Genomic DNA, 21,405 nt, shown 5'->3' on the forward strand with positions numbered 1-21,405 from the left:
GATTCAAAATTTTCCTGCATTTTATTATACCATGCTATTTGTCAAAAATGGATTTAGAAATACGATAATCATCTTCTTAGTCAAGATATTGCTCCCTCTGACCTTGATAAACCTGCCAAAGAAGCTCTATTTGCTCCTTGGTAATGCGTTTTTCAGATAAGACTGGCAGTTGGTCAATGGCAAAAAATTGAAGGTCAGCAATTTCTTGATTTTCTTGGAATTGTCCATCAAGAAGCTTACATTCAAAAACAAACTTTGCATATTGCTTGCTCTGTAGTTGGAAACGATTGGTATCAAAAACAGCTAGTAGTCGTTCAACTTTGGCTTTAAAACCGGTTTCTTCTTCAATTTCCTTGAGAATATTTTCTGTTGGAGAATAACCAACCTCACCAAAGCCACCTGGCAAAGCCCAATCATTCTCTCCTTGTCCCCTAACCAGACAAATCTTTTCGTCCTCAACAATCCAAGCACGGACGTCCATTAACGGAGTTGCATAAGCGGAAGTTGGCTTCAAAACTTCTGCCACTTCTTCGGCATCAAGGTCTGATGCTTGATTCAACATTTCAGATAACAGACTTCGCAAGTCTTCATAGCGCTCACGGTCGAAAGGATCTTTTGTAAAGGTTAATCCAGTATCTGTAAGGGCAATCATTCTTTGAAGATACTTGGCAAAATCACTAGCATTCATTTTCTAAACTTTCTACCAGCTTAGCTAGATTCATGGAGTTAGAGCCCTTGAGCAAGATTTGATCATTAGCTCCTAGACTTTCCTTGACCTGCTTAACTAGGTCTTCAAATTGGTCTTGGTTTTCTGTTTTCTTGAAGTAGTAAACGTGGCCGATTGGGAACATTTGACTAGCAAGTTGGGCTAATTCAGCAATGTCTTCTCCATAGAAAATAACGGTATCCAGCACATCTGGCGAGAGGCTCAAAATCATCTGGTTATGGAGCTGAACTGACTGGTCACCAAGTTCCTTCATGTCCGCCAAGACAGCGATTTTCTTGCCACCTTCGTTGGCTGGAATGGCAGAGAAAGTCTCTAAAATCAGCTTCATAGCAGTTGGATTGGCATTGTAAACATCTGATAAGATATCTGCTCCATTGGCTGCTTTCTTCCATTCGGTACGGTTACGCGTCAATTCAAGGTTTTGGAAAGCCTTATGAATTTGCTCCTCTGAAACCCCTTCTTGTAGGGCAACATAAGACGCAATCATGGCATTAGTGGCATTGTACTTACCAGTCACCGGTAAATCAAGCGCTTGTTCCAAGAAATTAGCCTTAAAGGTCAGACTGTCCTTGCGCTCAATCAAGTCTGTGATTTCCAGCTCTGCTCCTTGCCCAAAACGGACCACCTTTTTATCAGCTGGCAGGTAGGCCTCTACAATAGGGTCAGCCGGAGCTAAAAGCAAGGAACCTTCAGCCATGCCATCTGCAATTTGCATTTTCCCTTTAGCAATCTCAGAACGGTCTTTGAAAAAGGCCAAATGGGCTTCTCCAACCAAGGTCACGATGGCTGCTTTTGGACGAGCCAATTCAGACAAGAGATGAATATCTCCCAAGTGATCCTGCCCCATCTCCAAGACCAACTTTTCTGTTCCTTCAGGCATATGGAGAACTGTGTAGGGAAGACCAATCTCGTTGTTGTAGTTTCCTTGTGTTTTGTAGGTTTTGTAGGTTGTCGATAGCAAGTGTGCCAACATATCCTTGGTCGTTGTCTTACCATTTGAACCTGTAACTGCAAAGACATCAACTGCCGTTTTTTCAAGATAGTAGGCAGCTAGTTGTTGAAAGGCAGTCAAAACGTCATCTACCAGAATATAAGGATAATTTGCAAGCTCTTTCTCAGACAGGGTTGCTGCTGCACCATTTTCAAAAGCTCTTTCGATAAAGTCATGACCGTCACGCGCACCTTTAAGTGGCACAAATAAATCTCCTGTCGCAATCAAACGACTGTCAAACTCAGCCTTTTCTAACTGGGTGTCCTCAAAGATGCTGATATCATTTTTAGCTCCGACAACTTGGGCCACTTCATGAATTGTTAATTTCATTTCTACTCCTTTAAAAAGGGTCGAAATCCGAGAACTCTAGTCACCTTGCAGTGATGGTTCTGGCTTCTACCCTCTCTTTCATTTTATAGCAAATGCGCTTCGCGCTTGTCAAAACTTTCCTTGGCAAGGTCAACCAAACGCTCGATTAAGTCTGGATAGCTGATTCCCATATTGTCCCAAAGAAGTGGATACATTGACCACTGGGTGAAACCTGGCATGGTATTGAGCTCGTTTAGGAAAACCTCTCCCTTATCTGTATAGAAGAAATCGCAACGAGATAGACCGAGCCCACCAATCGCACGGAAAGCTGTTTCTGCATTTTGGCGCATGACAGCTACTACATCATCACTGATTTTGGCTGGGATGTCCATAGTAATCTTGTTGTCAATATACTTGGCATCGTAGTCATAAAAGGCAACATCCTTGACTACTTCTCCTGGAAGGGTGCTTTTGACATCGTAGTTGCCCAGTAGACCAACCTCGATTTCACGGGCATTTACCCCTTGCTCTACCAAGACACGACTGTCATATCGGAAGGCAAGTTCCAAAGCTTGGCGGAGTTCTTCTTGATTTTCAGATTTAGAAATACCGACACTAGAACCCATGTTTGACGGCTTAGTGAAGACTGGATAAGCCAATTTTTCTTCCACTTCAGCGATTTTAGCAGTCACATCATCCCCTTCAACGATAGCCACATAAGAAACTTGGGCAATGCCAGCAGATTCTAACACACGCTTGGTCGTGATTTTATCCATGGCAAGACTCGATGACAAGATATTGCAGCCGACATACGGCATTTTCAAAACTTCCAAGAATCCTTGAACAGAGCCATCTTCTCCCATCGGACCGTGAAGAACTGGAAAGACAACTGCCCCTTCTTCGTAGATGGCACTTGGTACAACTTTCTTATCCCAATCAATGGTCGCATTGGTCATGAGACGGTCCTCTTGACCTGGAGTCTGACTAAATTCCTGCGTTTTGATAAAGTCACCTGACTGGCTGATGAAGAAAGTCTTGACTGTGAAACGGTCGTAATTAACCGCACGCATGACACTTTCCGCTGAAAGGACAGAGACTTCGCGTTCCGCACTCCGTCCACCATATAAAAGAATAATCGTTTGTTTCATATTATTTGTCCTAATTCTACTAGAATACTCGCTCTTTAGTATATCATATTTGCTTGTTTTTTTAAAACTTGAACCTGATCCTACTCATCACACTATACAAAAAGAGGCCGATATGAACGATTTTCAGCCTCCTTGATTTTTTATAAATGAATGGAGTTCGTAAATTTATCTAGACTTACAACTCTGTTCGATTTTCAATAGCCCGTAAGAGGGTGACTTCGTCCGCATACTCGATATCTGCTCCCACAGCAAGGCCTCGTGCCAGACGCGTAACCTTGATCCCAGCTGGCTTGAGTAAGCGGGAAAGATACATGGAAGTCGCTTCCCCATCTGCTGTGGCATTGGTTGCTACGATTACTTCTGAAACCTCACTATCCATCAGACGAGTCATGAGACTCTTGAGATTGATATCATCTGGACTAATACCATTCATGGGAGAAATGAGTCCATGCAGGACATGATAGAGTCCATGGTATTCTTGGATATTCTCCATGGCTGCCACATCGCGACTATCTTCGAGAACTAAAATCGTTGTCTGGTCACGAGTCGGATCGGTACAGATAGAGCAAGGATCGTCATCAGTCAGGCGACCGCAGATGGAACAGTAGGTCAGCTCTCTCTTAGCAGAAAGGAGATTTTTAGCAAATTCATTGACATCGTCATCAGACATTCCAATAGTATAGAAGGCCAGACGTGTAGCCGTCTTAATCCCGATACCCGGTAACTTAGAATAACTGTCAATTAGCTTAGCAATAGGTGTTGGATAAAGCATCTGTTCCTTTCTAATTCATTGGATGATGTTGGTTATAGAGGTTGATAATATCGCGCGCAATGGAAGGTCCGACACCATTTGTAAGGTTGGTGTTATGAGGGAAGACAACAGCTACAGCGATTTGAGGATTATCTGATGGTGCATAGGCCACAGCATTGGTATTGTTAGCTTCTTGACCTCCCTCAACATAACTTTCGGCAGTACCTGTTTTTCCACTAATGGATACCGCTGCGCCATTTGAAAAGGCACGACCGGTTGTCAATCCACTAGTCCCATGAGCAACCTGATAAAAACCTTGGTGCAAGACACTCATATCGGAGTCGGATATATTGACCTTATTCATCTCTGTCGGTTGCAGTTGCTGAATCAAGTCGCCCAGGCCTCCCTTATCATTATTTCCATAAATACCTTCCACAATACGAGGAGCCACACGAACACCATCATTTGCAATAGTTGCTACATACTGAGCCAACTGCATGGGCGTATAGTTATCAAACTGCCCAAAGGCATTGGTGATGTAATTAGCAAAGCTATACTCTTTGGGAACAAATCCAGTAGATTCATCTGGTAGGTCAATTCCGGTCGCAGCCCCCAAGCCATATTCGCCAAAGGTCGCACGAAGTTTTCCCATAGCTGTTTCCAAATTGCTGGTTCCAACAAACATATTTGGTTGATAGGTCTGGCCCATGATTCCAAGAGCGGTTTGAACCATGTAAGCATTAGATGAATACTCCAAGGCTTCCACAGCTGTAATAGGAAAAGATCCATATGCCAATTTATACCAAGAATAAATTGGAGCTGAACCTTGGAAAACAATAGGCTGATCTGTTAAGGTTTGGTTTCCTGATAAAACACCATTTTCCCAACCTGAGCTGATGGTAGCGGCCTTAACTACTGACCCTGGGACAAAGACATTGGTTACCGTTCCCAAGGAATCAGGAGTCAACTCTCCCGTTTTCAGGTCATGTTTGAGTCCTGACATAGACAAAACAGCACCTGTTTTGGGGTTAAGGGCGACTGCATACACACCCTCAGAATACTTGGCTCCACCATTTCCTAGCTCGGAATTGAAATAACTTTTCAGCAAAGCATCCACGCTATCTTGGAAGGCCAAATCAATGGTCAGTTTGATATTGTTTCCCTTACTACCTTCCTCAATTGTGTCCACGCTTTCCATATTGCCATATTTATCCAGATGGATTTCTTTTACCGAGCGTTTTCCTTGTAAGGTCTCTTCATATTGCTTTTCCAAATACGAGGTTCCAACACGGTCATTTAGAGAATAGCCTTTTTTAAGATAGGATTCTGCTTCTTCCGCTGGGAGACCAGCTTTTTCACTGGATACACTCCCTACTATAGAAGAAAGGGAAGTTTCCAAAATCTTTCGATCCCAAGAAGTAGAAATACTAATGCCAGGCATCTCCTTTGAAATAGAGGCAATAACAGCCACCTGAGAATCATTTAGAGGATCTGTCGCAATGGTTCCTGTCGCAAAGTTTCCAACAGCATTTAACTGACTAAAAAGATAGATTTCTTTCTTTTCATCCTCTGTATAGTTTAGTTGACTTGTTGGGACACTATCGACCGCATTGTTATACAGTTCTGATTCGGATAGGCGATTGCCATCTGAATCCAAGCGTTTCTCACTTGGGAGAGCTTCCACTGTTTTTTTATAGATTTCAGGATCAGCCAAATAGTAATCAGCCAGCTGGCGTTCTGTCAAATTTGGCGAACTGATGCTCACATAAGTCAGTAACTTTTTAGCTATTTCTTTTAAGTCTGTAGCCGTCATTTTATTGCTACGCGTAAAGGAAACAACCTGTTTTAACGTATTTTCTACCAAAGGTTTTCCACTAGCATCATAGATTTCCCCACGGGCAGAACTGGTTGTGACCTTGGTCTGACTAGCTGAGGCTAGCTTTTTTTCGTAAAAATCCTTGTTCAAAATCTGCATATACAACAAACGACCAATAATGGTCATAAAGAGTAAAATGACGATTGAAAACAATAAATTAAGCCGAATCGGAATCGAATGGCTGTTAAATTTTCTCATACAAATCAGTCTCATTTCTAACTTAAAATCTTACTCTTAATTGTACCACAATTTGAGCAGAAAATTATGGAAAAGAAAGAAGCTTTTTTTCGTTTTTACAGTAAGATACGTTTTTATTTATCCATCCCTATATTATATGTTATAATGAATGTAAAAGTTCAATAATCTAGTCTTTTTCCAACACGACTCATTTAAAGGAGCCTTCCCTATGGACAAACCAGATATCGCAACTGTCATTGATTCACATTTTGAAGAAATGACAGACCTAGAGCAAGAAATCGCTCGCTATTTTTTACAAGCAGAAACCATTCAAGATGACCTTTCCTCCCAACAGGTCACTCAAAAATTACATATCTCTCAGGCTGCTCTGACCCGCTTTGCTAAAAAGTGTGGCTTTACAGGTTATCGAGAATTTATTTTCCAATACCAACATGAGGCAGAACATCAAGCCAACCAAGTCTTCAAGCACAGTCCACTGACCAAACGAGTCCTCAGAAGCTATAGCAATATGCGGGAACAAACACAAGACTTGATTGACGAAGTCCAACTAGAACGAATTGCCCAATTAATCGAAGATGCTGAGCGTGTCTACTTCTTCGGAACAGGTAGTTCTGGCCTTGTTGCTCGTGAAATGAAATTGCGCTTCATGCGTCTGGGTGTGGTCTGCGAAGCTTTGACCGATCAAGACGGCTTTGCCTGGACAACCAGTATTATGGACGAAAATTGTCTCGTACTTGGTTTCTCACTTTCTGGTACAACACCTTCTATTTTAGATAGTCTATTAGATGCCAAGGAGATGGGGGCAAAGACTGTACTCTTTTCAAGTGTTCCCAATAAAGATAGCCAGGCCTACACAGAGACTGTTCTTGTAGCCACCCACAGCCAGCCTTCCTATATCCAACGAATATCCGCTCAACTTCCTATGCTCTTCTTTATCGATTTGATTTATGCCTACTTTTTGGAAATCAATCGCGAAAGCAAGGAAAAAATCTTTAATAGCTACTGGGAAAATAAGAAACTCAACGGCTATCGTAGACAAAAACGTGTCAGAAAATCCTAGTTTGGCTAAGCCAAACTAGGATTTTTATTCATCACCAAATATACCTCTTCAAGATTATGAATTAGTCATATCTTGACTTAGTCTTGAATAATTTCATGTAATCACTTTTTGAAGGGAGTAAATAAGCAAGTCTGACGGTATCCTCAACAATTGTATACAATACAATGTAATCCTTACTCAAGGTCAATCCTCGCGTTTGGTAGCGAGGGTCTAATTTCTTACCAAATTTTTCATCAGCATCAAATCCAGCTTGGGGGAAAATTTCTATCCGATTAATATCTTTTCTAATATTGGCTACTTTTCGTCTCGCAGCCTCTACAGAACCGATTTCCTCCGCTATATACTGATATATTTTATCCAGACTATCAATCACTCTAGGAGAATACAAAATCCTATATCTTTTATAATCCATAGCGTGTCACGACATCCTCATCTGTCAAGTAATTTCCAGCCTCAATCTTGGCATAACTTTCTTGAACTTCTGCTTGTAATTGTCTAAACAAATACTCCTTCTCTAATTCCTCTTCACTCAGTAAATCTACTTCATTTGTTACGGCAACATTCTTTAAAAATAATCTGAGTGCTGATGAAAGAGAGAGATTTTTTTCTTTTAACACTTCCATGGCATCATTTACTAATTCTCTATTAGCTTGGAAGGTCACAATCTTACTTGAATTCGCTATAGTCATTTTATATAATTCCTTTATATATTTTATTTATTATCTCACAATTATAAAGAAAGTCAAGGGAATTTGATTAGAAAATCCTAGTTTGGCTGAGCCAAACTAGGATTGTTTTGTCTTAAAATGATAATATGCACCAAGCATACCTGCTGTATTCTGGTGATGGGCAAATTCTAATCGTGTTTTTTCTGCTAAACTTGGTACCAAAGCCTCTTTCAAGGCTGTGCGGATCTTAGGTTTGAGGATAGCCTCTTGCCCCATGATACCACCACCAAGAATAACCACTTCTGGATTGGCAACGTAGCAAATATTTGCCAGACCTTTTCCTAGATAGTCTACCATGCGGTCAATACCTTCCATGCAGAGTTTATTGCCTTCAGTGGCTTCCTTGAAAATGCGTCGGCCATTCCACTGATCAACATCTTCTCCATGAGATGTTGCTACATACTCCACCAAGGCTGTGGTAGAAGCGAGATCCTGAAAAGCTCCATCTTGCATATGCATATACCCGACTTCACAGGCCGAATTGCTAAAACCATGGAAGACTTTCCCATCCATAATCAAGCAACCACCGATACCTGTTCCAATGGTCAAGCAAAGGGTGACACTTGCTCCCTTACCTGAACCAGATACTGCCTCAGCCAGACCTGCACAGTTGACATCATTTTCAATCTCACAAGGAATAGCAAAGCTTTCTTCGATTTCCTTCTTGAACTGGGTTCCTGCATAATTTGGAATCTGAGGTCCAGCGTAGAAAATTTCCCCCTTATCAGGATCCACCATTCCTGCAGAAGAAATGGCAACACCTGCTACTGGGCCTTTTTCTAAATAGCTGGCTACAATATCTTTGGTTTTTTGTAAGATATGAGGTCCACCCTTATACGCTTCAGTTGGCATTTCATGCGATTCAAGAAGTTGCCCCTCTTGATCAACCAAACCATACTTGATGTTGGTTCCACCTATATCAATTGCAACGTAGTGTGTCATAAATACCTCCTTATGGATTAGAGGAAGCGCTCCTTGGTTTCACGAATCAAGGCTGCAGCTGCTTCTACAACTGGACGATCTTCTTCCGTTACTGGCGTCAATGGTGAACGAACAGAACCAATATTCAATCCTTCATTGATCTTCAAGACTTCTTTAATGACACCGTACATATTTCCATGTGCAGCAGTCAATTTACCAATGATAGCGTTGATAGCATACTGTAACTCACGCGCTGTTTCTAAATCTTTATCCGCAATCAATTGGTTGAGTTTCAAGAAGAGTTCTGGCATAGCACCATAAGTACCACCGATACCAGCTTTGGCACCCATGAGGCGACCACCTAGGAACTGTTCATCTGGACCGTTAAAGACGATATGGTCTTCCCCACCAAGGCTGACAAAGGTTTGGATATCTTGAACTGGCATAGAAGAGTTCTTCACACCGATAACACGAGGATTTTTCAACATTTCTGTGTAAAGGCTTGGAGTCAAAGCAACCCCTGCCAATTGAGGAATGTTGTAGATGACATAGTCTGTGTTTGGTGCTGCAGCACTAATGTCATTCCAGTATTTAGCAACTGAGTATTCTGGCAAGCGGAAATAAATTGGTGGAATCGTTGCAATAGCATCTACTCCCAAGCTTTCAGCATGGCGAGCAAGTTCCATACTATCTTTAGTATTATTGCAAGCAACATGGGCAATAATGGTCAATTTACCTTTGGCAACTGCCATGACTTCTTCCAAAATCAACTTGCGGTCTTCAACGCTTTGGTAGATACATTCACCAGAAGAACCATTGACATAAAGACCTTGAACACCTTTATCAATGAAGTATTGAACCAAGGCACGCGTACGCTCTGGACTTACTTCTCCTTGATCATCATAACATGCGTAGAAGGCTGGAATGACACCTTCGTATTTTTTCAAATCTGACATAGATTTTCTCCTATTATTTTTATTTTCTGCTAAAGCAGATTCTTTCTTTACTTCTTTAGTATACACTTTACCGAAAAGGCTTTCAATATCTTATGGACACTTAGATTTTAGTTTCTCGCTTATAGAATAGCGTTTGGAGCGTTTGAAAGTAGTTTCAGAAATAATTGCCCCCCTTACTCATACTTAGCAAATAGCTTTTCCATCACTCCCACTTGTAAAAAAACAAGAAGTCCAAAACCAAAGAGAATAAAAGCTGATCCTCCCAATAGAAGGGTAAAAGCTGATAGATATAGAATCATCAAAATCAAAAAGATAATTGCAATCATCAAGATAAACCAAGGAGCATTAAAACTAGCCAACATCAATCCTTTTTGAAGAATTTCTTTCCAAGATAGGTCATAACGTGCCGCGATTGGATAGCTAGCCAACATCACAATGGTAAGGAAAATCAGAATACCTAGACAAATAGCTTTAACCAATTGGAAGGGCAAAGCTGTTTGACCCCAGAAAAGATAGAGATCTGAAAGGGTTAGAAATACAATTCCTAATTCTAACATCCCCAACTGAAAACCTAGTTTCAGATTTTGCCTGAAAACTCTTAGATAGGTTCTAAAAACTGGAACACGTCTGCTCTTCTTAACTTCGAACATGGTCTCGTAGAGGCTGATTTTAGCCACTCCAATCGTTACGATTGGCAAACAAGTTACTACAAAGAGAAGATTGACTGTTACAATATCTAAAACCTTCTCACTAATTCGCATTAGAAAATTATCTGTATCAAATGCAGCCTTGATGAGACTTCTTCCTTTTTGTGACATCTTTGCTCCCCCATCATTTTTCTTTGTAAACTATTTTCTTTTTTATCAGTAAAGCTTTCATAAGTCCCTACCATGAACAAAGCTATTTTTTCTTTTTTCTTTTGGACTTTTTTCTATTTTTATCTATGGACATATAATCTATATATATCCCGGACAGCGAAGCAATTAAAATAGTACTCCAAGTATGCTCATTAAATCCATCTAGCCCTCCACGGACTATCATTGCAAGCACTGTCCAAGCTAACATATTCAATAAAAAAATACAAAGTGCTTTCAATAAAAAAATACAAAGTGCTTTCATTCTCACATTTTAAAAGTTTATACAACCATATACATCAACTAGATTCACAGCTATTTGTAAAATCCTTCCAGAAATCTTGGTCAGTAATCCTACTCTTGCTGCCGCAGCCATAAAGACTTTGCTGAACTTCAATCCTGCTATACCAATAGCATTTCTGAATAAAGATACTGACAATAAGAGCTCATTTCTCTACCTCACAAAGATCAATTTCATGGTAGAGTATTATCAAAGCTTTACAAAAAACAATTCATCCTATTTTTAATCAATTAAAATTTTAAACAAATACTTGCGAACTTGATCTTCCATACCTGCATAACCATTTGGTTGATGTGGCTCTCCTGGGAAGAAAATCGCAAAATTGTGATAACCCAACAAGAGTGGGTAGTGTTCATGACAATGAACAAAGCCAATGTCACTCGCTTCGTCAAATGCTACTGCTTCATCTTTGATACGTGAACCGTAGCTCGAATATTCATGCCCTTCTACCAACAAATGCAAATCTGCATAGTTCTTATGATACTCAAATTGATTATTCTCAACTTGATTGAGGACATTTTCCTGAACAACTAGAAAGACTTTATCTCCATCAATCTCATACTTTCCTAATTCGAAAGAATCTTTACGATGTTGGTAGAGATAGTCGATAGCCTTGTCTAAATTAGGATGAATCCCTTTGTAAAAGGTGATGTTTTTCAAATCGTCAAAAATCATACTCTTTCCTTCGTTTCTGATAGTTAACTAAAACCATTCTTAAGTTGATAAGTGTCTGACAAAACTTCATAAAGTAACTGCATACCCTCCATTTTGTAGACACTTATAACTCTATATTCTCTTATACTCAATGAAAATTGAAGAACAAACTAGGAAGCTAACCGCAGGCAATACTTAAGTATGGCAAGGTGACGCTGACCTAGTTTGCATTCGATTTTCGCAGAGTATTATCCTTTGACCGCTCCCATAGTAATACCCTGTGTGAAGGATTTTTGGAAGACTAGGAAGACTGTTACGATTGGCACAGCAGCAAGGGCTGCTCCTGCCATAATTAAACCATAGTTGGTTGCCATTTCAGCCTGCATGGTCGCAACCCCAAGTGAAATAGTCAAATTGTTACGTGAAGTCAACATAACCAATTGCATGAAGTAGTCATTCCAAGTATTGATGAAGGTAAAGATTGCAAGAGCCGCAAACCCTGGTTTTACAATTGGGAAGGCTACGCTCCAGAAGGTACGAATCTCACCACAACCGTCAATCTTAGCTGATTCGAGCAACTCTGTAGGGATATTTTCGCTGAATTGTTTCATAAGGAAGACACCAAATGGCCATCCAATCAAAGGCAAAATAACTGCCCAAAGAGTGTCATGAATTCCCATGAAGTTGACGATACGTACCAATGGTACAAGGACAACTTGTTTTGGAAGCGCCATAGCAGCGATGAAGATAGCGAAGAGAATGCGTTGACCATAGAAACGTTTTTTAGCCAATACATAACCTGCTAGAGATGAGGTTGCACAAACTAAGAACATGGTTACCAATGAGATAAATACTGAGTTCCACATCCATTGCAAGGCAGGGTTCTGCACCATAAGTTGTTGGAAGTTTTCCATGGTTGGCATTTTAGGGAACCATTGTGGCGGAATCATAATGGTATCAGGCTGTGACTTGAATGCCCCTGTCAAAATCCAGTAGAATGGAAAGATGAACAGCACAGTCAACAAGAGCAAAATGATTGTTGAAATAACAGTAAAGGCTGTTAATGGTTTTTTTTCTGTAGATTGCATAGCTGTCTCCTTTCTTTAGTATTCTACGTCGTTTCCGAGCGCCTTAAATTGAACAAAACTTACGATCGCAATCATGACTGCCAAGAAGACACCAATTGTATTTGCATAACCATATTCTGTCAATTGGAAGGCTTTTTCGTACAGGTAGTACATCAAGGTACTTGTAGAGTAGTTTGGCCCACCAGATGTCAACAATTGAATCAAGGCGAAAACTTGGAAGGAGTTGATTGTCGTGATGATTGCGATATAAAGAGTTGTTGGAAGAAGGCTTGGCCATTTAATCTTCCAGAAAACTTGAAATTCAGTTGCACCATCAACACGAGCTGCTTCAACCAATGAATTGTCAATATTCCCCATAGCGGCGATATAAAGGATAATCGGTTGACCAACAGACGTTGTCAAGAGGATAATCATAATCGCCAGCAATGCCCAGTGCTTGTCGCCCAGCCATGAAATATTTTGAGTGATGATATGACTAGATTTCAAAACAAAGTTTAAGATACCTGATAGCGGATCATAAATCCATTTCCATACAACCGTTACAGCAACACTACCTGTTACAACAGGAAGGAAGAAAACGAAACGGTAGAAAGATCTGGCAATAGCATTTTGATGATAGGTCTGTGACGCTACAAAGAGCGAGAAGAGAACAACAATCGGTACAGAGCCAACAACCAAAATAACTGTGTTAATCAGAGATTTTGTAAAGACAGGATCTTTAAACATACGGACATAGTTATCTAAGCCCACAAATTCAAAACTAGTCATAGAGTAGTTAAAGAAACTTGTGATGAAGCCCATAATCATTGGTACTAAAACAAAGATAATAAAGAAGAACAACACTGGTGCTAGGAAAGCATAGGAAATCACTGTTTCCCTCATACGGATTTTATTGACTTTCACAGTAGGCACCTCTCTTTCAAATAGAATATTTTTTGACTTTCTTGAACTGTTTTAAAATCAAAATGAAATTTTTTATGATTCGCTTATGTAAGAACTTCATTTTAATTTCGTGACAATTTCTTACATTTTAAACAAAAGCCCCCCTTTTCTTACACTATCTGTGTAGAGGGAAAAGGGGGTATACACTCTTAGGTTCTTTAAAAAACTACTTTTTATAGAATAACTAAGGACTATTGTTTCATAGCTTTTTTAATTGTTTCGTTCGCTTTTTCAGTGAAGGCTTTCAAAGCGTCCGCTGGTTTTTCGTCACCATTTGATACAGATTGCAACATTGGGAACCAAAGTGTTCTCATTTCAGCAAATCCATCAATAGTGTTGTAGTATGGTGAGTAGTATTGAGTCCAGCCGCTGATTGTTTCCATGCGTTTGTCATCATAAAGTTTGCCAAATGAAGTACGGACTGGGAAGGCACCTGTACGAACAACGTCTTTTGGACCCCATTCTTTGTCATCCGCGATAAATTGAACGAATTTCTTAGATGCAGCGACTTTCTTGTCGTCTTTATTGTTGAATACTGCAAATCCGTTTACAAGATATTCAAGAGCTGGTTTACCTTCGTCTGATGGGAATGGTACTTCTACCACTTCTACCTTACTTGCTTCTAAAAGTTTAGCTTGGATACCATTTTGAGCTGGTGCCCAAAGGATTGTGTAAGATGTTTGACCGTTGGCAAAGTTTTGGATATCTGCTCCACCGTCAAATTGTGAACCATTATTGAGCAAATTGTCTTTAATCCAGCCAGTTGCTTTTTCAAGACCTTTGACGAATTTAGGATCATCAGTTGTATATTTGCTAACTTTTTCATCTGTTACAGAACCACTATAAAGGTTAGAGATAAAGGCACGTGTTCCTTGGTCTCCCCCTTGACCAGAACTGAACAATGAACCTGGTGTGTAACCCTTGTCTTTGAGTGCTTTCAATACTTTTTCAAAATCATCAGTTGTCCAACCTTCTTTTACAAGGTTTGCAACTCCAGCATCTTCTAGCATTTTCTTGTTCATTGCCATGTAGAATGGGGCAGAACTAATTGGATACATGTAAGCCTTGTCTCCAGCTTTACTTGCTTGTACGATGTTTTCATTGTTGACATCTTTAACAAATTCATCTGTGAAAAGGTCGTTCAACTCAGCCAATTTGCCGTTTTTACCGTATTGGATGATACGTCCCGGTGCATCAAAGAGTACGTCTGGAGCTGTTCCTGCTTCGATAGCTGTTGTGATTTTTTCAGGACCTGACTTGAAGTCAATAGTTTCCAATTTCACTTTTACATCTGGATTGGCTTTTTCAAACGCTTCGATGATTGATTTTTCATAAGTTCCAACACCGTCACCAGTTTTTTCTTGGGTAAATACTGGGAATGCCCACCAAGTGATTTCTGTTTTGGCACCGTCACCACCTGATTTGGCAGCTTCTTTACTTCCGCCAGAATTGCCACAAGCAGCAAGACCAAGAACCGCAGCACTCGCAAGTACTGTACAAGCTAATTTTCTAAATTTCATTTGTATTCTCCTATGTAATAAGCGTATCCAACTTGGATAATAAGTTCTTTATTTCTTGTATGCGATTTCATTTCATCCTACTCATCCACCACTCTCCTCTTTTTTAAGATTGTGTTATTTGAGACCAGCAACAAAGCGTTCTGTAATCTCTTTTGGTCTAGTAATAGCGCCACCAACAACGATACCTCGCACTCCATATCCCAGGATTTGTTTGGCTTGTTCTGGTGTATGAATTTTCCCTTCTGCAATGACATCTACACCAGCATCACAGAGTTTTTTGATGAGTTCAAAATCTGGACCGTCCACTTTTGGACTGTAGGATGTGTATCCTGATAAGGTTGTTCCGACAAAGTCAATTCCTGCTTCTACAGCTGCTAGTCCTTCTTCGAATATACTAGTATCAGCCATCAAGAGCTGGTTAGGATATTTCTCCTTGACCTGACGAATGAACTCTTGAATTTCCAAACCATCGTAGCGTTCACGCTTGGTACAATCCAGAGCAATCACCTCGATGTCCAGTTCTGCCAATTCATCAACTTCTTTCATAGTAGCCGTGATGAAGGGTTCTTGTGGCGGATAATCTCGTTTGATTATCCCAATAATCGGAAGTTTGGTGACTTCCTTAATTTCCTTGATATCGCGAACACTATTGGCTCGGATACCGACTGCTCCACCTTGCTCAGCCGCTTTGACCAGCAAGGGAATCACCCCTCCCGCTTCTGTATAAAGCGGTTCATGAGGAAGAGCCTGACAAGAAACGATGATTCCATCTTTGATTTGTTCAATCAAGGCTTCTTTACTAATCTGTGGCATCTTCTTTCCTCCCTTTCTTTTTTCTTTATTTCTATGAGATTATTATACCTTAAAATTAAAACGCTTTCAAGAGTTTGTAGTATAATAGATTTCAGTTTCAAAAACTAGCCAAGTCAAACAGCTCCTCTAAAAGTACTTTCAGAGGAGCAAGTCGACCTATAATAGGAGAATACCAAAATTTAGTTTACAATTTCTGACAATTTTACTTTGCGATCTTCAAACATAGACTGGGTACAAGCATCTGCAGTAGCAATTGCTTCTAGGGCAGCTTCACCTGTCAAAAGTTTTGCAAATTCTTCTGATACTGGAGCTCCTTGCATAATCTCATGCAGATAGCGCATTTCTTTATCAATGACAGATGATAGCCATAATGGAGTACGTTTACCTGGTTTACCATAAGCAATTGCTCCATCCATCTCTGTACTATGATAGATACGAGTCCGATCATCATCTTCTTCTTGCGATTCGTGAATCAAGAAATAACTTTCTTGTCCATCTAGCTTAAGAGTTCCTTTACAGTTGAATAAGTCTAAGCGAATGGCACCTTTGCTTCCTTGGATTAAGACATAATGTTCACCCCAACGATAAGCTGAACCCCATTCTAACAAGGCAAAACGCTTACTAGAAAATTCCATATTGACAAAAATCATATCATCTTCATCACCGAAATGTTCACCTTCATGGGCTACATTTCCACCTGTCATAGTTACAGTTTCAGGCATGCCACCCATAAGGAATTGAACGCAATCCAATTCATGGATGTGGTGATACAAGTGACCACCTGATTTTTCACGAATTTTTTTCCATGATACTGACGGTTGTTGTTCTTCCCAACCATTACGAGCTGTATGACAATATAGAACGTCTCCGATAACTCCTTGATTAATGAGTTCTTTTGCATGATGAACACCATTAAAGAAATTCATAATATGTCCTGCCATAAAGGTTACATTGTTTTCTTTACACGCATCTACCATCTCGCGACAATCTTGATAAGAAAGCGCAATTGGTTTTTCACAGAAAACATTTTTACCATGCTGTGCAGCCTTAATAACCGGTTCTTTATGAAGATTATTTGGAGTTGCGACGATAACACAATCTACTTCATCGCTAGAAACCAACTCATCTAGGGAACTTGCTACTTTTGCTCCCAATTCTTCTGCAATTACTTCTGCATTATCTGGATCATAGAGAAGAGTAATCTCTGCTCCATCATTCTTTTGCATATAACGAGCCAATTCAGCTCCAAAATACCCTGTTCCAACAACACCATATTTAACCATGTTTTTCTCCTTTATTATTGAATAAACTTTCTAATTTTAACTTATACTCTTCAAAAATCTCTTCAAACCGAGTCAACGTCGCCTTACTGTGCGTATGGTTACTGACTTCGTCAGCTTCATCTACAACCTCAAAAACGTGTTCTGAGCTGACTTCGTCAGTTTTATTTGCAACCTCAAAGCTGTACTTTGAGCAGCCTGCGGCTAGTTTGCTCTTTGATTTTCATTGAGTATTACTTCACAGATCCTTCTGACAATCCACTTGCAATCTTATTTTGGATGACAGAGAAGAAAATGATTGATGGAAGAACTACAATAACAGACGCTGCCATCATATCTCCCCAGTCTAGTATTTCTGAACCATTAAGTGAACGAAGGGCTACTGCTACTGTCATCTTTCCTGTATTGTTAATCAAAATCAAGGCATACAGGAATTCATTCCAAGCATTGATAAATGTATAAATAGCTGTTGCTACAATACCTGGTGCTACAATCGGTAGCACAACTTTATAAAACGTTACAAATTTATTTGCACCATCAATTCGAGCTGCTTCTTCAATTCCAATTGGAACTGTTTGGAAAAATCCAACTAAGAGCCAAACTGCATATGGAACACTAAAAGATAGATAAACCATCATCAAGCCAAATAAACTATTTGTTAACCCAACTTTAGCAATGGCAATTGAATAGGGAATTGCTAACAAAATTGGTGGGAAAATATAGGTAATGACGAGTAGTCTCGACATGATTGCTCCCAATTTAGGGAAGAATCGAACAATACCGTAGGCTGCCATAGCAGAAATAATAATCGCAATAAGGGTTGTAGCTAAGGCAATGATTAAACTATTTCGAATGTTATCAATAAAGTGCAAATCGTTGATAACATGTATAAAATAATCTAATGTAAACTGTTCAGGCCAAAATCGTGTTGGATACTGAGTCAATTCCCCTTTCCCCTTGACAGACGATATGATAATCCATACCAATGGGAAAATTGCAACAATAGTCGCACCAATCAAGAGTGCATGTGAGAGAATATCTAAATAAATACTGGATTTCTTCTTCATTATTTTCTACCCTCCTTTTCCCACTTACTGATGATAGCAAAGTAGATAAAGCAAATCGCCATCAAGAAGATAAAGAGCAACACTGTAACTGCTGAAGCACGACCCAACAATTTAGTGCCCCAACCCAGGTTGTAAGCAAAAATTGGAAGCGTCGTTGTAGCATTAGCCGGTCCACCACCCGTAATAAGGTAGATAATGTCAAAGTTATTAAAGATCCATACAGTTCTCAAAACAACTAGAAGCCCTACAACTACTTTAATATGTGGAAAGACGATAAACTTGAACACCTGCCAACTTGAAGCACCATCTATCTTAGCAGCCTCAAATTGTTCTTCTGGTACTGTTTGCAAAGCTGAAAGCACATTAACCATAATCATTGGTGCTCCAAACCAAATGTTGATAAACACCAAACATAGGAATGCCCATGTACTATCTGTCAAAAATGCAGGTGTATGTTCCATTAAACCTAATTTTACGATTAGATTAGGTAAGTAGCCATAAACCCCGTTTAGAATCCACTGCCAAGAGAAGGCAATAACGATGGTAGGAAATGCCCAAGGAACAATCAATAAGGTCCTATATAATTTCTTGAAGTGGCGTACTCTGTGAGGAGCTAAAGCCAATACAAACCCTACTAAAACTTGACCAACTAATGAGAAAATGGTCCACTTAATTGAATTAAAGAACGCATTAAAGAAGTTGGGATCTGATAGCACAGCTTTATAGTTAGCTAAACCAACAAATTTATAATTGGGCATAATCAAATGCTTATTGGTAAAGCTATAAAAAATACTCGAGAAAAACGGATAAACAAAGAGTAATCCTACGATAATCATAGCTGGTAAAACAAATATCCAGCGAGTTAAATTACGTTCTTTAACCATTCTCCTTCTCCCTTCTTTTACAAGATTGGGCTAGGGCTTTTCAGCTCACTAGCCCACCTATTTTCTAGTCTTTTACATCTACTGAACAGCCTCAAATAAATCGTTTAATTGTTTTTCTGCTTCTTTTGCAGCTTTCATAGGATCTGTTCCATTTGTAATGATATCTTGGAACATTTGTTCAATAATGTGTTGGTTAGTCAACATACCAGCTTGTACACTTGGTCCATTTTCATAACCAATAGCAGTACCTTTTTTAACAGCTTCAGTAATCACTTCTTCAGCATGTTTAAATTTCTTACGAGTTTCATTTTCTTTATAGGCTGCAGAATCGCTAATCCCCTTAATAGTTGGCAACATACCTACTGGAGTTGAATCAAGGAATTTAACGTAGTCTTCTTCATTATAAAGTGCTTCTAAGAATGCTTTAGCAACTTCTGGATGTTTTGAATTTTTCCAAACAACCATTGGAATGTTTGAGGTCTCAATTCCTTGGTCTTTATCAGATTCTTTGATTTTTGGAATAGGATAAGCATCAATCGAATCAATCAATTGAGGACTGTTGGCATTGATTCCTCCGATATGGAAGCCAGAGTTAAAGTCAAATGCTGTTTTTCCTTGATAGAACAAGGTAGCTTGCTGAAGGACATTAAAGTTCAAAGAATCTTGAGGTGAGATTTCTTTATACAATTTAACCCAGTATTTAATACCATCTTGAGCAAGTTGACTTGTCAAGTCTGCTTTAAGATCTTTTGTTAAGAGGCTTCCTCCACCACTACGTACGTAGAAGTTCAAGAAACGTGTTGCCATTAAGTCATTTGTTCCGAACGGAACAGACAAGCCATAAACTCCAGCTTCTTTCAATTTTTTAGAAGCTTCATAGAGTTGATCCCAAGTTTTAGGAACCTCAATATTATGTTCTTTTAACAAATCAGTTCTAACCCACATAACTTGTGCATGTGAATAAAGAGGAACAGAGTAGTAATCATTTCCGATTTTTGCTTCATTTAAGGCAGTTTCGTTAAATTTATCCTGTCCAATACGCTTGATAGAATCATTTAGCGGAACCAAAGCATCTGAGTTGACCATTTCCATTACTTGGTTAGGAAGAGCTGTACTGATATCTGGCACATTTCCATTTGCTAAACCTGTAGTCCATTTAGTATAGAAATCATTCCAAGAGAATGTTTCAATCTTAATTTTCGTTTTTGGATGCTTTTGCATGAAAGCATCTGCTGATTTTTGAATACTTTCTAAACGCGGTCCTTGAGTAAAGGAGTGCCACATTGTAATCTCACCAGATAATTCTGTCGGTGGTTCAGTACTAGTTGTACTTTCTTTCTTTCCTGAACAAGCTACCAAGGCAACAGCTGCTAGCGCAACTCCAGCTAGACATAAAAACTTTCTCATTTTTTTCATCGTTCTTCCCTTTCTACATTAAGAAATCGCAACTTTAAAGACAACTTTTTTCACAGGTTCATCATTTATACGAACCTTGGGTTGATGTAAATCCTCTGGAAAAGTGATGAGACATTCGCCAGCTCTCAAATGAACCAACTGTTCCACTTTCCCTGTGTATAATTCAATATCCTTCTCTTCATCATATTCTTGGGTAACGCTTACATTTTCTGGTGATGTAACAGCCATGGCTTCTTCGTTTTCCAAAACTAAATGAATATCCAAATATTTTTGGTGTGTTTCAAAGAAATCCCCTGCTTGACCATCTGCTAGATAAGTAAAGCAATTCCCAAACAATCGATCACCATCGATAGCAATCGGACCTTCTGTTAAATTTTCTAGTCCTGTTTTTTCTAGAAAATCTATTAATGTTGCAAAATGTGGATTGACTCCCACATAAGTTCCTAAACGGCTAATTTTTGTAATAATCATCTCTTCTAACCTCCTTTCTCAATCTATTTTTCCTATCCAAGTTCCCCATTCTTCTGTCTAGCATTTTCTACTAGAAGGACATAAAAACACTACACTCTCTAGCCTATACTCTTTGAAAATCTCTTCAAACCGCAGTCGCTTCACCTTGAATTATATAGGTCAGTCTTATCTACAACCTCAAAGCGGTGTTTTGGGCAATCTGCTACTAGCTTGCTAGTTTCTTCTTTGATTTTCATTCAGTATCTCCTCAATCTTCACAAGGAGGTCTGATTTTTCTAGCGACAAACAGAATAAATAAGTTAGTTCAATGAGCTACCTTCCTTATAGATGAAATTGATATTCATGAAGGAAGTCGCCCTTTATTTTTTGCAAAAGATACTAGTATGAATCTATTTGGGGAATTGAATTTATAAGCTGCTCACTTATACTCTTCGAAAATCAAATTCAAAC

The 21,405-nt window shown here is 39.4% G+C and carries 22 protein-coding genes; 1 reads left to right on the forward strand and 21 read right to left on the reverse strand.

What is annotated here, in order from left to right:
* Nucleotides 1-76: 76 nt before the first annotated feature.
* The 5 genes from HT689_RS02505 to pbp2b form a co-directional block, all read right to left on the reverse strand.
* Entirely contained in the window at nucleotides 77-688 is a 612-nt protein-coding gene (locus HT689_RS02505; RefSeq protein ID WP_173225732.1) for an NUDIX hydrolase, read from the reverse strand.
* A complete protein-coding gene (murF, locus tag HT689_RS02510; protein ID WP_173225729.1) occupies nucleotides 678-2,048 on the reverse strand; it encodes a UDP-N-acetylmuramoyl-tripeptide--D-alanyl-D-alanine ligase in 1,371 nt (456 codons plus the stop codon). Before murF ends, HT689_RS02505 begins: the two co-directional genes overlap by 11 nt.
* An 83-nt stretch (nucleotides 2,049-2,131) precedes the next feature.
* On the reverse strand, nucleotides 2,132-3,175 hold the full coding sequence (locus HT689_RS02515; protein WP_173225726.1) for a D-alanine--D-alanine ligase: 1,044 nt from the start codon (nucleotides 3,173-3,175) through the stop codon (nucleotides 2,132-2,134).
* 175 nt (nucleotides 3,176-3,350) lie between these two features.
* Complete coding sequence (gene recR / locus HT689_RS02520) at nucleotides 3,351-3,947, reverse strand: recombination mediator RecR (protein WP_000966754.1); 597 nt, start codon at nucleotides 3,945-3,947, stop codon at nucleotides 3,351-3,353.
* 10 nt (nucleotides 3,948-3,957) lie between these two features.
* The gene (pbp2b, locus tag HT689_RS02525) at nucleotides 3,958-6,015 is read right to left on the reverse strand and encodes a penicillin-binding protein 2B (protein ID WP_173225722.1); all 2,058 of its coding nucleotides are present in this window, start codon (nucleotides 6,013-6,015) and stop codon (nucleotides 3,958-3,960) included.
* A 193-nt stretch (nucleotides 6,016-6,208) separates the two neighbouring features.
* Here pbp2b and HT689_RS02530 point away from each other — a divergent pair, with 193 nt between their 5' ends.
* Complete coding sequence (locus tag HT689_RS02530) at nucleotides 6,209-7,060, forward strand: MurR/RpiR family transcriptional regulator (RefSeq protein ID WP_173280783.1); 852 nt, start codon at nucleotides 6,209-6,211, stop codon at nucleotides 7,058-7,060.
* A 61-nt stretch (nucleotides 7,061-7,121) separates the two neighbouring features.
* Here the strand turns inward: HT689_RS02530 and HT689_RS02535 are convergent, their stop codons facing one another.
* The 16 genes from HT689_RS02535 to HT689_RS02605 all read right to left on the reverse strand — a co-directional run bounded on the left by HT689_RS02535 (nucleotide 7,122) and on the right by HT689_RS02605 (nucleotide 20,955).
* Complete coding sequence (locus tag HT689_RS02535) at nucleotides 7,122-7,472, reverse strand: type II toxin-antitoxin system RelE/ParE family toxin (protein WP_119920027.1); 351 nt, start codon at nucleotides 7,470-7,472, stop codon at nucleotides 7,122-7,124.
* Nucleotides 7,462-7,749 carry a hypothetical protein gene (locus HT689_RS02540; protein WP_000150673.1) on the reverse strand — a complete coding sequence of 96 codons (288 nt, stop codon included), beginning with the start codon at nucleotides 7,747-7,749 and terminating at the stop codon, nucleotides 7,462-7,464. The genes HT689_RS02535 and HT689_RS02540 overlap by 11 nt, the downstream gene beginning before the upstream one ends.
* A 96-nt stretch (nucleotides 7,750-7,845) precedes the next feature.
* Nucleotides 7,846-8,730, reverse strand: coding sequence for an ROK family protein (locus HT689_RS02545; RefSeq protein WP_023933715.1), 885 nt, complete (start codon nucleotides 8,728-8,730; stop codon nucleotides 7,846-7,848).
* Nucleotides 8,731-8,747: 17 nt separating this feature from the next.
* Nucleotides 8,748-9,665: a dihydrodipicolinate synthase family protein gene (locus HT689_RS02550; RefSeq protein ID WP_050274060.1), complete on the reverse strand. Its 918-nt coding sequence runs from the start codon at nucleotides 9,663-9,665 to the stop codon at nucleotides 8,748-8,750.
* Between the two features lie 173 nt (nucleotides 9,666-9,838).
* A complete protein-coding gene (locus tag HT689_RS02555) occupies nucleotides 9,839-10,483 on the reverse strand; it encodes a YesL family protein (protein ID WP_173225702.1) in 645 nt (214 codons plus the stop codon).
* Nucleotides 10,484-10,565: 82 nt separating this feature from the next.
* On the reverse strand, nucleotides 10,566-10,760 hold the full coding sequence (locus tag HT689_RS09685; RefSeq protein ID WP_025169385.1) for a hypothetical protein: 195 nt from the start codon (nucleotides 10,758-10,760) through the stop codon (nucleotides 10,566-10,568).
* Between the two features lie 282 nt (nucleotides 10,761-11,042).
* The gene (locus HT689_RS02560) at nucleotides 11,043-11,495 is read right to left on the reverse strand and encodes a YhcH/YjgK/YiaL family protein (RefSeq protein WP_173225697.1); all 453 of its coding nucleotides are present in this window, start codon (nucleotides 11,493-11,495) and stop codon (nucleotides 11,043-11,045) included.
* 227 nt (nucleotides 11,496-11,722) lie between these two features.
* Complete coding sequence (locus HT689_RS02565; protein ID WP_001192006.1) at nucleotides 11,723-12,562, reverse strand: carbohydrate ABC transporter permease; 840 nt, start codon at nucleotides 12,560-12,562, stop codon at nucleotides 11,723-11,725.
* A gap of 15 nt (nucleotides 12,563-12,577) precedes the next feature.
* Entirely contained in the window at nucleotides 12,578-13,444 is an 867-nt protein-coding gene (locus tag HT689_RS02570) for a sugar ABC transporter permease (protein WP_162278974.1), read from the reverse strand.
* 251 nt (nucleotides 13,445-13,695) lie between these two features.
* Nucleotides 13,696-15,024, reverse strand: coding sequence for an ABC transporter substrate-binding protein (locus HT689_RS02575; protein ID WP_173225694.1), 1,329 nt, complete (start codon nucleotides 15,022-15,024; stop codon nucleotides 13,696-13,698).
* 114 nt (nucleotides 15,025-15,138) lie between these two features.
* Nucleotides 15,139-15,837 (reverse strand): N-acetylmannosamine-6-phosphate 2-epimerase, encoded by a 699-nt coding sequence (locus HT689_RS02580; RefSeq protein ID WP_173280784.1) that lies wholly within the window; start codon nucleotides 15,835-15,837, stop codon nucleotides 15,139-15,141.
* 179 nt (nucleotides 15,838-16,016) lie between these two features.
* The gene (locus tag HT689_RS02585) at nucleotides 16,017-17,120 is read right to left on the reverse strand and encodes a Gfo/Idh/MocA family oxidoreductase (RefSeq protein WP_138704630.1); all 1,104 of its coding nucleotides are present in this window, start codon (nucleotides 17,118-17,120) and stop codon (nucleotides 16,017-16,019) included.
* Nucleotides 17,121-17,350: 230 nt separating this feature from the next.
* Nucleotides 17,351-18,184, reverse strand: coding sequence for a carbohydrate ABC transporter permease (locus HT689_RS02590; protein WP_023935698.1), 834 nt, complete (start codon nucleotides 18,182-18,184; stop codon nucleotides 17,351-17,353).
* The gene (locus HT689_RS02595) at nucleotides 18,184-19,068 is read right to left on the reverse strand and encodes a sugar ABC transporter permease (protein ID WP_173280786.1); all 885 of its coding nucleotides are present in this window, start codon (nucleotides 19,066-19,068) and stop codon (nucleotides 18,184-18,186) included. The genes HT689_RS02590 and HT689_RS02595 overlap by 1 nt, the downstream gene beginning before the upstream one ends.
* 78 nt (nucleotides 19,069-19,146) lie before the next feature.
* Nucleotides 19,147-20,484, reverse strand: a complete 1,338-nt coding sequence (locus HT689_RS02600) for a sugar ABC transporter substrate-binding protein (RefSeq protein ID WP_173280788.1) — start codon at nucleotides 20,482-20,484, stop codon at nucleotides 19,147-19,149.
* An 18-nt stretch (nucleotides 20,485-20,502) separates the two neighbouring features.
* Complete coding sequence (locus HT689_RS02605) at nucleotides 20,503-20,955, reverse strand: YhcH/YjgK/YiaL family protein (protein ID WP_173225682.1); 453 nt, start codon at nucleotides 20,953-20,955, stop codon at nucleotides 20,503-20,505.
* Nucleotides 20,956-21,405: the final 450 nt, after the last annotated feature.

This window comes from Streptococcus sp. 2342 (assembly GCF_013276795.1).
Lineage (GTDB): Bacteria > Bacillota > Bacilli > Lactobacillales > Streptococcaceae > Streptococcus.

Excerpts from the sequence above, each read along its gene's own strand:
- HT689_RS02575 (WP_173225694.1), bottom strand. The coding sequence starts at position 15,024 with ATGAAATTTAGAAAATTAGCTTGTACAGTACTTGCGAGTGCTGCGGTT.
- HT689_RS02550 (WP_050274060.1), bottom strand. The coding sequence starts at position 9,665 with ATGTCAGATTTGAAAAAATACGAAGGTGTCATTCCAGCCTTCTACGCA.
- HT689_RS02570 (WP_162278974.1), bottom strand. The coding sequence starts at position 13,444 with ATGAGGGAAACAGTGATTTCCTATGCTTTCCTAGCACCAGTGTTGTTC.
- murF (WP_173225729.1), bottom strand. The coding sequence starts at position 2,048 with ATGAAATTAACAATTCATGAAGTGGCCCAAGTTGTCGGAGCTAAAAAT.
- HT689_RS02595 (WP_173280786.1), bottom strand. The coding sequence starts at position 19,068 with ATGGTTAAAGAACGTAATTTAACTCGCTGGATATTTGTTTTACCAGCT.
- HT689_RS02530 (WP_173280783.1), top strand. The coding sequence starts at position 6,209 with ATGGACAAACCAGATATCGCAACTGTCATTGATTCACATTTTGAAGAA.
- HT689_RS02560 (WP_173225697.1), bottom strand. The coding sequence starts at position 11,495 with ATGATTTTTGACGATTTGAAAAACATCACCTTTTACAAAGGGATTCAT.
- pbp2b (WP_173225722.1), bottom strand. The coding sequence starts at position 6,015 with ATGAGACTGATTTGTATGAGAAAATTTAACAGCCATTCGATTCCGATT.
- HT689_RS02515 (WP_173225726.1), bottom strand. The coding sequence starts at position 3,175 with ATGAAACAAACGATTATTCTTTTATATGGTGGACGGAGTGCGGAACGC.
- recR (WP_000966754.1), bottom strand. The coding sequence starts at position 3,947 with ATGCTTTATCCAACACCTATTGCTAAGCTAATTGACAGTTATTCTAAG.
- HT689_RS02585 (WP_138704630.1), bottom strand. The coding sequence starts at position 17,120 with ATGGTTAAATATGGTGTTGTTGGAACAGGGTATTTTGGAGCTGAATTG.
- HT689_RS02565 (WP_001192006.1), bottom strand. The coding sequence starts at position 12,562 with ATGCAATCTACAGAAAAAAAACCATTAACAGCCTTTACTGTTATTTCA.
- HT689_RS02540 (WP_000150673.1), bottom strand. The coding sequence starts at position 7,749 with ATGACTATAGCGAATTCAAGTAAGATTGTGACCTTCCAAGCTAATAGA.
- HT689_RS02555 (WP_173225702.1), bottom strand. The coding sequence starts at position 10,483 with ATGTCACAAAAAGGAAGAAGTCTCATCAAGGCTGCATTTGATACAGAT.
- HT689_RS02545 (WP_023933715.1), bottom strand. The coding sequence starts at position 8,730 with ATGACACACTACGTTGCAATTGATATAGGTGGAACCAACATCAAGTAT.
- HT689_RS02505 (WP_173225732.1), bottom strand. The coding sequence starts at position 688 with ATGAATGCTAGTGATTTTGCCAAGTATCTTCAAAGAATGATTGCCCTT.
- HT689_RS02600 (WP_173280788.1), bottom strand. The coding sequence starts at position 20,484 with ATGAAAAAAATGAGAAAGTTTTTATGTCTAGCTGGAGTTGCGCTAGCA.
- HT689_RS02580 (WP_173280784.1), bottom strand. The coding sequence starts at position 15,837 with ATGCCACAGATTAGTAAAGAAGCCTTGATTGAACAAATCAAAGATGGA.
- HT689_RS02590 (WP_023935698.1), bottom strand. The coding sequence starts at position 18,184 with ATGAAGAAGAAATCCAGTATTTATTTAGATATTCTCTCACATGCACTC.
- HT689_RS02535 (WP_119920027.1), bottom strand. The coding sequence starts at position 7,472 with ATGGATTATAAAAGATATAGGATTTTGTATTCTCCTAGAGTGATTGAT.
- HT689_RS02605 (WP_173225682.1), bottom strand. The coding sequence starts at position 20,955 with ATGATTATTACAAAAATTAGCCGTTTAGGAACTTATGTGGGAGTCAAT.